At 37.0% G+C, this 13,719-nt stretch carries 14 protein-coding genes; 11 read left to right on the forward strand and 3 right to left on the reverse strand.

All coding sequences use genetic code 11. The annotated features are described in order from the left end of the window. Window positions 1–305: 305 nt before the first annotated feature. The 7 genes from ACK4M9_RS18945 to ACK4M9_RS18975 all read left to right on the forward strand — a co-directional run bounded on the left by ACK4M9_RS18945 (window position 306) and on the right by ACK4M9_RS18975 (window position 6,383). The gene (locus ACK4M9_RS18945) at window positions 306–791 is read left to right on the forward strand and encodes a GNAT family N-acetyltransferase (protein WP_409854057.1); all 486 of its coding nucleotides are present in this window, start codon (window positions 306–308) and stop codon (window positions 789–791) included. 242 nt (window positions 792–1,033) lie between these two features. After that, the gene (locus tag ACK4M9_RS18950) at window positions 1,034–2,491 is read left to right on the forward strand and encodes an alanine/glycine:cation symporter family protein (RefSeq protein ID WP_409854060.1); all 1,458 of its coding nucleotides are present in this window, start codon (window positions 1,034–1,036) and stop codon (window positions 2,489–2,491) included. A 357-nt stretch (window positions 2,492–2,848) separates the two neighbouring features. After that, entirely contained in the window at window positions 2,849–3,208 is a 360-nt protein-coding gene (locus tag ACK4M9_RS18955; RefSeq protein ID WP_409854063.1) for a lmo0954 family membrane protein, read from the forward strand. A gap of 37 nt (window positions 3,209–3,245) precedes the next feature. Next, window positions 3,246–3,896 carry a PspA/IM30 family protein gene (locus ACK4M9_RS18960; protein WP_409854066.1) on the forward strand — a complete coding sequence of 217 codons (651 nt, stop codon included), beginning with the start codon at window positions 3,246–3,248 and terminating at the stop codon, window positions 3,894–3,896. A 96-nt stretch (window positions 3,897–3,992) separates the two neighbouring features. After that, window positions 3,993–4,721 (forward strand): cell wall-active antibiotics response protein LiaF, encoded by a 729-nt coding sequence (gene liaF, locus ACK4M9_RS18965; protein ID WP_409854067.1) that lies wholly within the window; start codon window positions 3,993–3,995, stop codon window positions 4,719–4,721. Continuing rightward, window positions 4,718–5,749 carry a histidine kinase gene (locus ACK4M9_RS18970; protein ID WP_409854069.1) on the forward strand — a complete coding sequence of 344 codons (1,032 nt, stop codon included), beginning with the start codon at window positions 4,718–4,720 and terminating at the stop codon, window positions 5,747–5,749. Before liaF ends, ACK4M9_RS18970 begins: the two co-directional genes overlap by 4 nt. 1 nt (window position 5,750) lies before the next feature. Beyond that, entirely contained in the window at window positions 5,751–6,383 is a 633-nt protein-coding gene (locus ACK4M9_RS18975) for a response regulator (RefSeq protein WP_409854072.1), read from the forward strand. 147 nt (window positions 6,384–6,530) lie between these two features. Here the strand turns inward: ACK4M9_RS18975 and ACK4M9_RS18980 are convergent, their stop codons facing one another. After that, entirely contained in the window at window positions 6,531–7,304 is a 774-nt protein-coding gene (locus ACK4M9_RS18980) for a DUF4397 domain-containing protein (protein ID WP_409854074.1), read from the reverse strand. Window positions 7,305–7,656: 352 nt separating this feature from the next. Between ACK4M9_RS18980 and ACK4M9_RS18985 the strand changes: the two genes are divergently transcribed. From ACK4M9_RS18985 to ACK4M9_RS19000, 4 genes are all read left to right on the forward strand, one after another. Beyond that, window positions 7,657–9,369, forward strand: coding sequence for a WG repeat-containing protein (locus ACK4M9_RS18985; protein ID WP_409854077.1), 1,713 nt, complete (start codon window positions 7,657–7,659; stop codon window positions 9,367–9,369). Between the two features lie 153 nt (window positions 9,370–9,522). Further along, on the forward strand, window positions 9,523–10,062 hold the full coding sequence (locus ACK4M9_RS18990; protein ID WP_409854080.1) for an NADPH-dependent FMN reductase: 540 nt from the start codon (window positions 9,523–9,525) through the stop codon (window positions 10,060–10,062). Between the two features lie 261 nt (window positions 10,063–10,323). After that, window positions 10,324–10,773 (forward strand): small multi-drug export protein, encoded by a 450-nt coding sequence (locus ACK4M9_RS18995; protein WP_409854083.1) that lies wholly within the window; start codon window positions 10,324–10,326, stop codon window positions 10,771–10,773. Between the two features lie 574 nt (window positions 10,774–11,347). Then, window positions 11,348–12,304: a DUF5692 family protein gene (locus ACK4M9_RS19000; protein ID WP_409854085.1), complete on the forward strand. Its 957-nt coding sequence runs from the start codon at window positions 11,348–11,350 to the stop codon at window positions 12,302–12,304. Window positions 12,305–12,531: 227 nt separating this feature from the next. Here ACK4M9_RS19000 and ACK4M9_RS19005 read toward each other — a convergent pair whose 3' ends face one another. After that, window positions 12,532–12,681, reverse strand: coding sequence for a hypothetical protein (locus tag ACK4M9_RS19005; protein WP_409854088.1), 150 nt, complete (start codon window positions 12,679–12,681; stop codon window positions 12,532–12,534). Between the two features lie 128 nt (window positions 12,682–12,809). Beyond that, window positions 12,810–13,484, reverse strand: coding sequence for an endonuclease/exonuclease/phosphatase family protein (locus tag ACK4M9_RS19010; protein ID WP_409854091.1), 675 nt, complete (start codon window positions 13,482–13,484; stop codon window positions 12,810–12,812). Window positions 13,485–13,719 lie beyond the last annotated feature (235 nt).

Here is a 13,719-nt window from a genome sequence, read left to right on the forward strand (position 1 = left end):
ATGGATCCCGAAAAAGTAGCTATTGGAAAAAGTGGGTCACTAATAGGTAGCAATGGATCCCGAAAAAGTAGCTATTGGAAAAAGTGGGTCACTAATAGGTAGCAATGGATCCCGAAAAAGTAGCTATTGGAAAAAGTGGGTCACTAATAGGTAGCAATGGATCCCGAAAAAGTGATATTGGTAGAATGTGGGTTACTAATTAGACAGCAATGGCAGCCCGAAAAAGGTGACCATAATGAGAACACCCTCTTTAGTTAGATCATATGCTGTTAGGAAGCGAGTCTAGCCAAAAGAGGGTGAAACGAATGTTATATTTAGAAGCAATGGATGATCCTCTTGCAGAGGAAAGCCTAATTATTCAGGAGGACATTTTAAATTCTGATCAGTATTTTCTTCATCATGCGGAAGGGAAGTTGGTACTAACTAGAGAGCAAATCATCAATGAAATTTTTGAGAACAGTGTTTTGGGCGCAAGCTTTTATTATATTAAACAGGCAGAAGATTGTATTGGGTTAATTTATTATATTCTTGGCAATCCTTACGATCGCTACTGTTGGTTAAGTTTATTTATTATTCATAAAAACTATCAAAAAAGTGGCACTGGCTATAAGAGTTATCAATTATTTGAAGAGAAGCTACGACAAATGCAATCAATAGATAAAATTAGACTCTGTGCACAAGTTCAAAATAAACGTGGAAACCTTTTTTGGGAACGTAACGGGTATAACAAAATTGCACTTTCTCGGGACAAAAAACATTTTCTCATTAATATTTACGAAAAGTCACTGTAAAAAAAGCACATTCTTTCGATAAATTGCCTTTCATTAAGCAGGCATTTATACGGAAAGAATGTGTTTTTGTTATGGATGTACTGACAAACCTAGTTAGGGGTGTCCTATTTACCCAATTGTCGAAAGTATGAAGTGTCCAGGTCGAAAAATTTCTTTTTCAAATTACCAAATTAAAGGATTGTAAATTTTCTGAATTCAAATTATAATTCGAAATATAAGTTTTTAAAAAAGGAGGGGTTTCCATGAATTTAGTGGTAGATTGGTTAAATAGTGTTTTATGGAGTACACCAGTTATTTATTTCATTTTGGCAGTTGGACTATTATTTACCGTTTTAACGCGTTTTCTTCAAGTAAGACATATTAAAGAAATGGTAGTACTTATGTTTCAAGGGAAAAGCTCAAAAGAAGGGGTTTCTTCTTTCCAAGCTTTATCGATTGCACTCTCAGGTAGGGTAGGAACAGGGAACATTGCAGGTACAGCTACAGCTATCGCCTTTGGTGGACCTGGAGCTATTTTTTGGATGTGGACAATTGCATTTATCGGAGCTGGTAGTGCATTCATCGAGTCTACATTAGCGCAGATTTATAAAGTAAACCAAGACGGGCAATATCGTGGGGGACCAGCCTACTACATTGAAAAAGGGATTGGTTGGAAATGGTTTGCGATTATTTTTGCTTTTTCAGCTATTCTTGCCATGAGTTTATTAATGCCTGGAATTCAATCAGATTCGATTGCTGCAGGTTTAGACAATGCATTTGGTGTTGAAAAATGGGTTACTGGACTTCTTTTAATAGTTTTAATTGGTATTATCATTTTTGGTGGAGTAAAAAGGATTGCAACGGTTGCTCAATATGTCGTACCGTTTATGGCACTTGCTTATATTTTCGTAGCGGTTATCATCATTTCGATGAATATTTCGCAACTTCCAGAAGTATTTATGCTTATTGTAAAAAGTGCATTCGCTTTAGAATCAGCCTTTGGGGGAATGTTAGGGTTAGCAGTAATGTGGGGAGTAAAACGTGGTGTATTCTCAAATGAAGCAGGGCAAGGAACTGGTCCTCATGCTGCAGCTGCTGCCGAAGTTTCGCATCCAGCAAAGCAAGGTTTAGTTCAAGCATTTTCTGTATACATTGACACATTATTTATTTGTTCAGCAACTGCGTTCATGATTTTAATTACAGGAATGTATAATACAAAAGCTGCCGATGACTCGTATATTGTTAACAACTTACCTGGTGTTGAACCGGGTGCAGGTTATACACAAGCAGCGATTGAATCGGTGATGCCAGGTTTTGGTTCAGGGTTTGTAGCAATTGCGCTGTTCTTCTTCGCCTTTACTACAATTATGGCATATTATTATATGGCAGAGACAAATATTGCGTATTTAACTCGTGGAAAAGATCCTAAGATCGCAATGTTTATTTTAAAAGTAGTTTTACTTGGAGCAACGTTCCTTGGGGCAATTAGAGAATCTGGTTTAGTTTGGGATCTGGGTGATGTCGGTTTAGGGCTGATGGTTTGGCTTAACCTAATAGCTATTTTAATGTTAGCAAAACCAGCATTAGCAGCCTTAAAGGATTATGAAGCCCAAAAGAAACAAGGTCTTGACCCTGTGTTCGATCCAGAAAAGCTAGGTATTAAAAATGCCGACTACTGGACGAATGAGTATAAGCAGAAAAATAAAGATAATGTAAGTTAATACGAAGCAAAAAGGAGTAGTCACCGTTATGGTGGCTACTCCTTTTTCTGCTTGTTTATTCAGGCGATTTACTGAGCAAATCTACTTTACAGAAAGGGGTAATACCAACTGAGGATTACCTCTACGTCTCAGCTGCGAATTATGCACTAGGTCAGACAATTTATGACTGGGTTTAAGCAACATACGCATCATTTCGCACAGTTTGTGAATATCGTTACGAATTGTCCATGCCTTCATGTTAACCAACCAATACTTAGAAACTAGTACGCCTCAAGTCTTACTAAAAATACACCTGAGGCTCATTATGAGAAGTTTCAAATCTAGGTAAGATAGAGTCATAAGAAGGGAGGAGTTAACATGAAAAAATTTGGATTGTTTATTTTAGGTGGTATTGCTGCCATCATCCTTATCGCCAACGTAGGACCGATTGCGATGTTCGCCATTAGTATAGCTATTCTTTACTACGCATTTAAAGGTTTTATGAAGGCTGACACATCATCGAGTAAAGTTGGGTGGGCAATTCTGGGGCTAATCTTGTTTTCAATAACAGTTTCAAATGTTCCTGCACTAGCCGGTATTATGGCAGCTGTCGTTCTCTACTTTGTCTACAAAAAGTGGAATGAAGAGAAGGAAATTACTTTTGAAGACAAAGCAGAGTCTAAAGATCCATTCGTCAATTTTGAAAAAGAATGGGCCCAATTGAAAAGAAACTTCTAATTATTTTAAAAAACTTAACTAAAAGGAGCGAATGAAAATGAGTAACTTATTTACGAGAATTAAAAACACAATTGCAGCTGACGTTCATGAAATGCTAGACGAAAAGGAACAAAAAAATCCAATTTCAGTTTTAAATCAATATTTAAGAGATTGTGAAAAAGAAGTTGAAAAGGTTAGAAAGTTAGTGGAAAGACAATATTTATTAAAGGAAGAGTTCACGCGTGAGTATCATGAGGCGCGTCAGCTAGCTGATAAACGTAAATACCAAGTAGATATTGCAGCAAAAGCTGGTGAAACTGAATTAATGCAATTTGCCATCCAAGAACAAACTCACTACGAAGAACGCGCTAGCCGTTTAAAGCTTTCGCTAGATCAAGCGACTTCACACCTTTACGAACTTGAGCAAAAATACGAAGAAATGAAACATAAGCTTAAAGATATGCATATTAAACGAATGGAATTAATGGGACGTGAAAACATGACCCGTGCGAACCATCGCATGAATCAAATGCTTGACAACAATAGTTATACAGGAAGTGTAGGCTCACGTTTTGATGAAATGGATCGTTATCTTGATCGTTTAGAGCATCAAGCGAACTCTCAATATCATCGCAATACGATCGATAGCCGAATTGCCCAACTAGAAAAAGAATTAAAAAATCAGGAAAGTCGTTCTATTTCTCAGTAAAAACATGATATAGTTTTAAATAGTAAAACTAATAACAGTGGGTTGACATTACTAGAGTGTCAGCCCCTTAAACACATTAACCGAGGAGAGACCTTTATGGATAATCATAACAAAACAGATTATATTAGCTGGACCATTTTAATAGGACTACTTCTTCTCGTCATTGAAATTACCTTTTTTAATCAGGGGTTAGTTTTTTCGGTGATTTTTTCAGGTGTGTTGCTTTATTTTGGAGGTAAGAGGCTACATAGCTCTTCTGGGAAATTAATTTTTGGGCTAGGTTGCTTAGTTTTATTTTTTACAGCGATTGATATGCTCGTATTTAAATTTTTGATTTTTGCAGTCGTTGCTTATGTACTTCTTTATTTTTATAAGTCAAGAAGTCGTCCAGTTTTAATTGAGCCAGTGATTAAGGATTTAGTTAATAGTGGCACTAGGATGATTAGGCCACAGCATCTCTTGAAAAATATGTTTTATGGCCGCCAAAGAACCCCTGACGATATTTATGAATGGCATGATGTAAATATTCAAACAGGTATTGGCGACACAAGAATTGATATAAGTAATACGGTATTGCCAAAAGGTGAAGCCGTTATTTCGATTCGGAATTTTATTGGTAATATTCAAATTCTCGTTCCGTATGATATAGAAGTAAGCGTATCGCATTCAGCATTAACGGGAACAACGATCATTTTTGATGAGGCGAATGAAAAACTCTTTAATCAAAATTTAATTTATCGAACGGACAATTATGATATTGCTTTACAAAAAATTAAAATAATAACTTCGATGGGAATTGGTAGATTAGAGGTGAAAAGAATATGAGGTCGGTTCAGAGACAATTGATCTGGAGTATCTTGTTTTCTCTAATTCTTTTTACTTTGTTTACCGTTATATATATTACAGTTTTTCCAGTGGAAAATTGGAGCTTTTTACTAGAAGCGAAAATTATCGATTTACCGGTATTCTTTTTTATTCCTGGAGTCGCGATTGCTTCTGGAATTATTTTTGGTCTTTCGAGTAGCTCGACCTATAAAAAACAGTTAGAAATGATTGAAGATGCTCTGCAACAGCTAGAGCAAGGTAGGTTACTTGAAGAGGAACGAGCAGCTTATCCTGATGAGCTCAAACCAGTGTTCAACAAGGTGAAAACGATTCAAAAACAAATGGCTGAACAAGTCAAAACAGCACAAAAGCTTGCGAGTGAAAAAGCGATTGATCAAGAAAAAGTTGTTCAAAAAATCATCTCACAAGAGCGGAACCGTCTTGCTAGGGAACTTCATGATTCGGTTAGCCAACAGTTATTCGCTGCGTCAATGCTAATGTCTGCAATAACCGAAACGAAGCAGGAAGAGGATGCCCACGAAGCTAAGCAATTAAAACTAGTAGAAGAAATGATCCATCAATCACAGCTTGAGATGAGAGCACTCTTATTACATTTGCGACCTGTACCGCTAAAAGGGAAGTCTCTTCAAGAAGGAATGCAAGAACTTTTAAGTGAACTATCGCAAAAGGTACGGATGGAGATTTCATGGAAAATTGAAGCGGTACCGTTAGAAAAAGGTGTCGAAGATCATCTCTTTCGAATTTTGCAGGAATCAGTCTCAAATACATTACGTCATTCAAAAGCGACTAGCCTAGAAGTACTTCTTATTAACCGTGACGACTTAATTATTTTACGAATTGCAGATGATGGTGTTGGCTTTGATGTTAGCGTAGAAAAAGCAGGGTCCTATGGATTGCAAAACATGCATGAACGTGCGAAGGAAATTGGTGGTGCACTGAAGGTAGTAAGTCTAAAAAATAAAGGAACTAGATTAGAAGTGAAGGTTCCATTAATGGTGGGTGACTAGTTTGATAAAAGTAGTATTTGTTGATGATCATGAAATGGTAAGGATCGGTGTTACCGCATATTTATCTGCACAGCCGGATATTGAAGTTGTCGGTGAAGCTGATAATGGTGCTCGTGGAGTAGAACTAGCCTTACAGCTCCGCCCGGACATCATCTTAATGGACTTAGTGATGAAGGAAATGGATGGGATTGAAGCAACGAGAAGAATTGTTGAGGCGTGGCCAGAGGCAAAGGTAATCATTGTGACGAGCTTTCTTGATGATGAAAAAGTCTACCCGGCACTAGAAGCAGGAGCAACAAGCTATATGCTAAAGACATCAAAAGCGAGTGAAATTGCCAATGCTGTCAGAGCGACATACGCTGGGCAAACGATCCTAGAGCCAGAAGTGACAGGGAAAATGATGACAAAAATGCGTCAAAAGAAAGTCGACCTACCACATGAACAATTGACAGAACGGGAAATGGAGATTTTACTGCTTCTTGCCGAAGGGAAAACAAATCAAGAGATTGCCGATGAAGTTTTTATCGCCCTAAAAACGGTGAAGGTTCACGTCAGCAATATTTTAGGAAAGCTCGAAGTCCACGATCGGACGCAAGCAGTTATTTATGCGTTCAAGCATGGGTTAGTGAAATAGTTTTAGCACAGAAAAAAGCCCACAAGTAACCAAATTTGGCGCAGAAACTCAAAACAAAAGAAAGCTACCAATTATAAACTTGCACTTGCCAGTCTTATCAAACAAGTGGAGTTCAGCTAATTGGTAGCTTTTCATTTAAAAATATGACTATGGTTGTAAAATTAGCGCTTCTAAGCGTGGTGTGCCGTCAACAAGACCAAATGCTGTAATTGAGTAAGCTTCATTTGCTTTTAAATTTATGTCACGCAAAGTTAAAACGACATTATCTGTTCCAGCAACACGAACTTCAAGAGTAACCCTTCCTGGATCTACTTCTAGATAGTCTGCAGCTCTACCAAAAGATACATTGCTAAACAGGACATCGCCACCTTGAACTGCTATATCTACAGCAGGAGCATTTGGAGATAAATGCCAGAAGCGGACTTTTGCTTTATTTGGTACCATTTTTCTTGTGTCCATAACTGCAATTAATCGAATATCAGCAAGTCTTCCAGCAGCAGCTACCGTATAACTTCGACCTGAACGAACCTCGACATTTTCAGTTAAAACTGGGGTGTTCTTTTGCCCAGTAGGATAGACCTCTACTCGATAAGAACCAGCAGGTACTTCTAAATAAGGGCTAATTTGATAATAAGTGACGTTTTCAAATGTCTTATTGCCATTAATATAAATATCAACTGCAGGTGCGCCTGGAGAAGCATGAAGTACTCGAACCTTTGCAGGTGCCCCACTAGGTGTAGGGTTTTGGGTATTTCTAAAACTATAATCTTGCATTTGGCAAAGCTGTTGCATACACATAAAATGAAGTTGATAATAATGAATATGTTTTTGTGGGTCTAGATACTTATAGTAATTAGCAAGTAAATCATACATCGCAGCATCCTGTGCTACTCTGTTCACCGGTTGAAAATGTGGATACATAATTTCCTCTCCCTTCGTTCTTAACGACACAACCATAAGCTATGCATGAACGAAAGAATTGGGAATTTGTCTATAAATTTTTGCAATTAAAAAACTAGACTATTCAAGAAACAGTTCTTCTAATTCACTTAAATATAAATTCATTTCACATGTGTCCTCTTTTGATTGCTCTAACATTTCATTAATCGTATTTATATATTCGTATAAACTCATTAAAATCAGCTCCCTAAAATTATTGTTACTACTATTGTTACCAAATTGTTAAACTATTAAACTTAAAAAACATAATTTAGGCACACCCCTAATAAATTAACCATATACTACAGAAAACTAATCTTAGGAGATAAAGAGTATGGGGAATGAATATGTCTATCCAGCTTCGTTGAAAACAATGGACGGTACAAAATGGGGGTATATAAACGAAAAGGGTGAATTTGAAATTCAACCTGATTTTTGTTATGCCCTTGATTTTCAGAAAAATGGCTTAGCAACAGCAGAGAAAGCTGGGAAATATGGTTCTATTGATCGTTGTGGCAATGTAATTATCCCATTTAAGTTTGAGTCCACAATTGATTTTTCAGAAAGTAGGGCTGCAGTTGTTTTTGAAGGTGGATTTCATGTTATTAATGAACAAGGCGATTTATTAACAAAAAGACCGTTCAACTATATTAGTATGTTTCAAGAAGGTCGAGCCATGTTTTCTGATATAGATACCTATGGGAACTTTCGCTACGGTTACTTAAATAAAGATGGCGATGTTGCGATTGAGTTACAATTTGAATCGGCTACTGATTTTAAAGATGGTTTAGCAGTAGTGAAAATGGCCGATAACCATTTTGCTTTAATAGATAGAATGGGCAATGTGGTGAGTCGTTACAATTATTACTTTGTAGGCAATTATGGCGAGGGTATGTTGTCCTTTCGAACCGGTCCACAAGAAAAGTTTGGATATATTGATCTAAAGGGTAATGTCATTATCCAACCGCGGTTTAGTACTGCTCAGTCTTTTGAAAGTGGGAGAGCGGTTGTAAATGAAGCAGACGACATTCAAAATAAGTATGGTCTAATTGATAGAGCAGGACGGTACATCATTGAACCGATTTACAATGACGTAATAACTTTGGGCGAAAATCGTGTCGCTGTTGGTAAAGCAATTGATCGGTCTAAACCTTATATTGGTTCTCTGTATGCCATTGCTAACTGGAAAGGTGAGTTGATAACAGAGTTTATTTATGATCACATATCACAATTTGACCAAGGAATTGCTTCTAGCAGTCAAGCAAACAAGGCTTTTTTTATTGATCGTTCCGGTAATCGTGCAAGAGGTCTGCCGGTAGTTATCGGAGCAGACAGCGTTGCGTTAATAAACAGACTAGTTAGAGCGATGAAAAATACTAGAATTGCTTATTTTGATCGGAAAGGAAAAATAGTCTGGAGACAAAATACAATTATTCCGCTAACAAATCGTTATCGGGTCCTTGAAAAGAAATATGAACCGAATAAAGATTTTCTAGTATTTTATCCGCATGTAGATGGCATCAAAAATCAAAAAGCAGAAGTAAATGTTAACGAGAAGCTAAAACAGCTTTCAAATGTAAAAGAAATTGACCCGACAGAACAACTTGAATATACCTACACTGGGGATTTTAACGTTAGTTTTTTCAAGAAACATTTGCTAGTTATTGAATTATTCGGGTATGAATATTACTTTGGTGCTGCCCACGGCATGCCAATGAAAACCTACGTAAACCTTAACATGATTAGTGGCCGCTTCTATGAACTTGGTGACCTATTTAAAAAAGACAGTCATTATATTGCAAGACTGAGTTCGATTATTGAGGAAATGATTGAAACTGATCGGCAGTACGATTATGTTTTTCCAGGTGCTTACCAAGGTATTACAGAAAATCAGCCTTTTTATGTCGATGAAAATGCCCTTTATATTTACTTTTTTCCATATGAAATTGGCCCTTATGCAGCCGGGTTTCCTACCTTTAAAATTCCATTTTCTGAAATTATCGAAATCATTGATACGAAAGGTGAATTTTGGCTTTCCTTTAATTAGTTTAAAAACACTCATTCCAGGTAGTATTGAACTGCCCCCGATTGTTAGAGAAAACCTAACGATTGGGGGCAGTTTTATTAATGTCTATTAGTTGTATCGGACAGCCTCGATTCGTTAAAATGAATGTAATCAGATAAATAAAGAGGTGTTTACATGAAAATAGTTGCATTAGTAGGAAGCACGAGGAAGAGTTCGACGACGCGAAAAGCAACTGAAATTGTTGTCAAAGAAATAGAGAAGCATGGAATTGCTGTTGAAATCATTCACTTTGCTGAAGTGAAGTTACCTATTTATGAAGGTGATCTAGATAAAGAGGATTATCCAGTAGTCGTTAAGGATTTCATTAACAAAATAGCTTCAGCTGATGGAATAATCCTTGCTTCACCTGAGTATCATGGCAGTGTTTCAGGTGTTTTGAAAAATGCTCTTGATTACGTTGGTGCAAGGGAGATGAGTGGCAAATTGGCGGCGATCATAGCTACGGCTGGCAGTAAATTAGGTGCTGCTAACACAGTCAATACGCTTCACCAAATTTGCCGTAATCTCCATGCCTGGGCGTTACCACAAAGCCCAACGATTCCAGCCGCATATGAGGCCTTTGACAAAGACGGCTCTTTGCGTGATGATAATCTCCAAGAGCGACTCGAGAAGTTAGGAAGAAACTTAGTTGAGGAGCTTAAAAGACGTAAATAGCGACTGAGGGCCTATCATATTTCTGGTAGGTCTTATTTAAACTTCACTGAGAACGATCCAACACTTTAGACCATACTGAGAAGCCTCAAACAATTAACCTACATTGAGAACGATCAAACATTAAACTTTATTGTGATCGATCAAATTCCTGGAACCTGTGGAAAGTAGAGGTTTGGATGTAACGATAGAAAAGTACCCTTCATTAGATTCTCGTAGCACTTTACGTTAAAATTAAAATTATCTCAGCTTTAGGAGGCTTATATGGAGTTTCTATTATCATTATGGGAGTATATCGTTATTTTTATTTTGGCAGCTATCCCATGGATTGAAATCTTAATTATTATCCCGATTGGTATTATTAATGGATTAAATCCGATTTTAGTTGGACTATTATCTTTTTTAGGAAATTTATCTACAGTATACTTGCTTATCCTCTTTTTTGATAAGTTCCAACAGTGGCGAGCAAAAAAGCAACCAAAAAAAGAAAAGAAACGGACAAAACGAGCTGTTGAAATTTGGAATAAATATGGTCTCCCTGGTTTATCGCTAGCGGGTCCATTTCTTACAGGAGCACACTTGGCCGTTGTCATTGCAATATCCTTAGGTGCCAAAAGACATTCGACGTTAGTGTGGACGACGATTAGTTTAGCGATATGGACAATTGCAATTACGGTAACTTCATATTATGGAGTCGATCTATTTAATAGATAATTATAAGTGAAAGTGAGAATGTACTATATAAAGAGTTTTGTTAAGTGAAAAGAAGAAGCTACTATATTATTAAAATTCATAAGTCTCGATTTAAACGAGAAAAAAGGTTACAATATTTCGACGGTTTTCCGGAAAATTCATGATCTAGATTATTTAAAACGAGGGTGTCCCTGAAGTGACAGCTCACCTCAGTTAAGTACGGTATCTATTTAAGCGAAACGCTAGATATCGTGGCTGAGGTGAACTATTGCTTAGCTTTTGGGGCATCCTCGCTTTTTTTGTGGTGAAAAAACTACTTGGATTTCTTGTCGAATTATCAGAGAAATCCCATTAATCTCTACTTGACTTGATTTCAAAACTTTGTTAAGATAATCACATAGACAAACCGAACGTTCGTTATGTTTTAAAAAGAATTACTAAATCAACGGAAGACGTAGATAATCGTCATCTCTTATTAAAGTTGCTTAACTGCAGCTGTTTATAAAACTATGTTCTTGTTCGTTTATTTATCAATCTCTAAATATCGATTATTTACAGAAAACCAAAAGAATTTGATGAAGAGGAGTCGGTCAATATGTTCTTTTTTGAATCAATACCCTGGTATAATGTAGTGATGTGGTTCGTAGTTTTTGGTATACTTATCGGATTGAATGAGGTAGCTCGTGCAAGTAAATGGGGAAGCATTATCTTGTTTATGATTATACCGGTAATCCTTACGCCAATTTGGTTATTAAAGGGTAGCAATGAAATTACCTCTTGGTTTACATGGGTTAAAGTCTACTCAGCCCTTGCTGGAAGTCTTATTTATATGGTAATCCGTTTCACCAATTACCATAAGAAGCATAAATGGTACTTGACGCTTGTCCCAGCCATTTTGGCTATTAATATTTTGGAAGCGGTTATACGTGAATTCCAGGTTGGATTCGTTGGCTTCGAGGGTGTTGTTGATGGGATGCGCTATATCTCAGGTGGTTGGAACTACGTCAACGGAGTTGCAGGTATTCTAAATATTTTATTAATTTGCGGTTGGTTTGGTATTTTCGCAACAAGTGGTAAGCGTAAAGATATGGTGTGGCCAGATCAGACTCGTTTATGGGTCATAGCATACGGGGTTTGGAATATCGCATACGTATACTCTTGTGCTCCGGGTAACGCATTTTACTCTGGCGTAGCCTTGAATATAGCAGCAACTGTTCCTGCTCTTTTATGGGCAAAAGGAACTTGGATGCAAAATCGTGCTCAAACATTATCATTTTGGATGATGTGGGTCATGACATTCCCATACTTCTTTGCTTTAGGAAGCACTTTTAACGTTAGTGTAAGCTATAACCCTGCAGCAAACTGGACACTTGCGATACTGAGCTTGGCGCTTAATGTTGGTCTTGCAGTGTGGCAGGTATACAGAATTGTGAAGTATCGCTTCAATCCATTGAAGGATGAGATGTGGACCGATACGGCTGAATACAAGCTTGTCAATTCGTACCGAGAAGATCTTTTAGACACTGATCAAAGAAAGATTAAAGTTAGCTAATAAACTAACTCGAATAGAAGGATACTATTCTTCAGTGACTAGAATTTGTCTCATGATAAATCGTTAGACACATAAAAAGGCAAATCAATAAAAAGCACCCTAACGAGAAGACTTTAATAAAGTCTTTCCTAGGGTGCTTTTCTTTCTGAGAAAATAAGCAAAGAGCTTTCCGAGCATTATTTGGTGATTCTGTAATGTAGAATTTTACTTACTAGTTAGCGGAGACCTTATTGCTTTGAATTTTGGCGTCCTGTTGGAGAGATAGCTTTTTCAAGTTCTTCTTGTGAAAGGATGTTTTCTGTATTAACAGCTTCATTATTAGTATTACCTTTTTGGCTGCCGTTGTTGTGATTTGCTCGTTTTTTATTGTTCGTCATATAGTTTCACTCCTTCATCGCGGTATCATTTCATCTATAGGATGGCAGATATTCTATCCATTTATGCTTAGACAAAATAGGGCATCAAAATGTCCCCTATAAAAAGCAGTTGTAAAGGAACGTCTTGATTATAGTTGCACTTTTACTGTTGTCATTACAGGGAGGTGATCAGAAGCAGTTGATTGAATGACATCGGTCTTTATGATCTCAAAGTGCTTACTTGTAAAAATATAATCTAATCTTGACCGTGGCTTTCTAGCAGGAAATGTTGGAAAAGGACGATGTGCGCTACAGTCAATATATTTTTCTGATAGTTTTCGATAAGTACTAGAGCGTGGTCCACGATTTAAGTCCCCCATTAATATACATGGTGAATTAGGATAGTTTAGACAGAAGTCGAGTTGCCTACGATGCAAAAATGGCTGAATGCTGAAATGGCTAGTGATTACAATTATACTGATATTTTCAATAGAGATTGCAGCCTCCAAAATTGCGCGTGGTTCAGCGATTGGTGGTATTAATTTGAACAGATGATTTTTATGTTTGGTCAATGGGAAACGACTGAAGATGGCATTTCCATATTGCCCGGATCTTAACGATAAAGCCGGTCCAAATGCAAAATTCATCTGCAGTTCATTCGCAAGCCAACGTCCTTGGTCCAAATAATTACTGCGTCTAGAAAAGACTTGATCGACTTCGTTTAATCCGACAATGTCAATATCCTCTTTAATAATTACATCCGCAATCCGTTGTATATTTACTTTTCCATCTAGCCCCCGCCCATGCCTAATATTATAGGTCATTACTTTAAGTTTGAAGGTAAACACCTCTTGTTTTTTATTAATGATATTTTTTGACTTAATAGCGCCTCTCATACAATTATTTTAATGAATTTCATAATTCAATATTTTCGCTACTAAGTTCTAAATGTAGTTGCGTTAAAACCATTCGCAACTACATTTAGTTTGATATAACTCGATTAAGGTAATTATGAAATTCACTCATTTATGTAAATATAGAAAACGAGCAAGTTCACTT

The sequence above is a fragment of the Anaerobacillus sp. genome, from assembly GCF_046314235.1.
Classification (GTDB): domain Bacteria; phylum Bacillota; class Bacilli; order Bacillales; family Anaerobacillaceae; genus Anaerobacillus.

What these genes read in the sequence shown, in the direction of transcription:
- ACK4M9_RS18985 (WP_409854077.1), top strand. Translation starts at nt 7,657, where the DNA reads ATGGGGAATGAATATGTCTATCCAGCTTCGTTGAAAACAATGGACGGT.
- ACK4M9_RS19005 (WP_409854088.1), bottom strand. Translation starts at nt 12,681, where the DNA reads ATGACGAACAATAAAAAACGAGCAAATCACAACAACGGCAGCCAAAAA.
- ACK4M9_RS19000 (WP_409854085.1), top strand. Translation starts at nt 11,348, where the DNA reads ATGTTCTTTTTTGAATCAATACCCTGGTATAATGTAGTGATGTGGTTC.
- ACK4M9_RS18995 (WP_409854083.1), top strand. Translation starts at nt 10,324, where the DNA reads ATGGAGTTTCTATTATCATTATGGGAGTATATCGTTATTTTTATTTTG.
- ACK4M9_RS18945 (WP_409854057.1), top strand. Translation starts at nt 306, where the DNA reads ATGTTATATTTAGAAGCAATGGATGATCCTCTTGCAGAGGAAAGCCTA.
- liaF (WP_409854067.1), top strand. Translation starts at nt 3,993, where the DNA reads ATGGATAATCATAACAAAACAGATTATATTAGCTGGACCATTTTAATA.
- ACK4M9_RS18950 (WP_409854060.1), top strand. Translation starts at nt 1,034, where the DNA reads ATGAATTTAGTGGTAGATTGGTTAAATAGTGTTTTATGGAGTACACCA.
- ACK4M9_RS18970 (WP_409854069.1), top strand. Translation starts at nt 4,718, where the DNA reads ATGAGGTCGGTTCAGAGACAATTGATCTGGAGTATCTTGTTTTCTCTA.
- ACK4M9_RS18990 (WP_409854080.1), top strand. Translation starts at nt 9,523, where the DNA reads ATGAAAATAGTTGCATTAGTAGGAAGCACGAGGAAGAGTTCGACGACG.
- ACK4M9_RS19010 (WP_409854091.1), bottom strand. Translation starts at nt 13,484, where the DNA reads ATGACCTATAATATTAGGCATGGGCGGGGGCTAGATGGAAAAGTAAAT.
- ACK4M9_RS18980 (WP_409854074.1), bottom strand. Translation starts at nt 7,304, where the DNA reads ATGTATCCACATTTTCAACCGGTGAACAGAGTAGCACAGGATGCTGCG.
- ACK4M9_RS18955 (WP_409854063.1), top strand. Translation starts at nt 2,849, where the DNA reads ATGAAAAAATTTGGATTGTTTATTTTAGGTGGTATTGCTGCCATCATC.
- ACK4M9_RS18960 (WP_409854066.1), top strand. Translation starts at nt 3,246, where the DNA reads ATGAGTAACTTATTTACGAGAATTAAAAACACAATTGCAGCTGACGTT.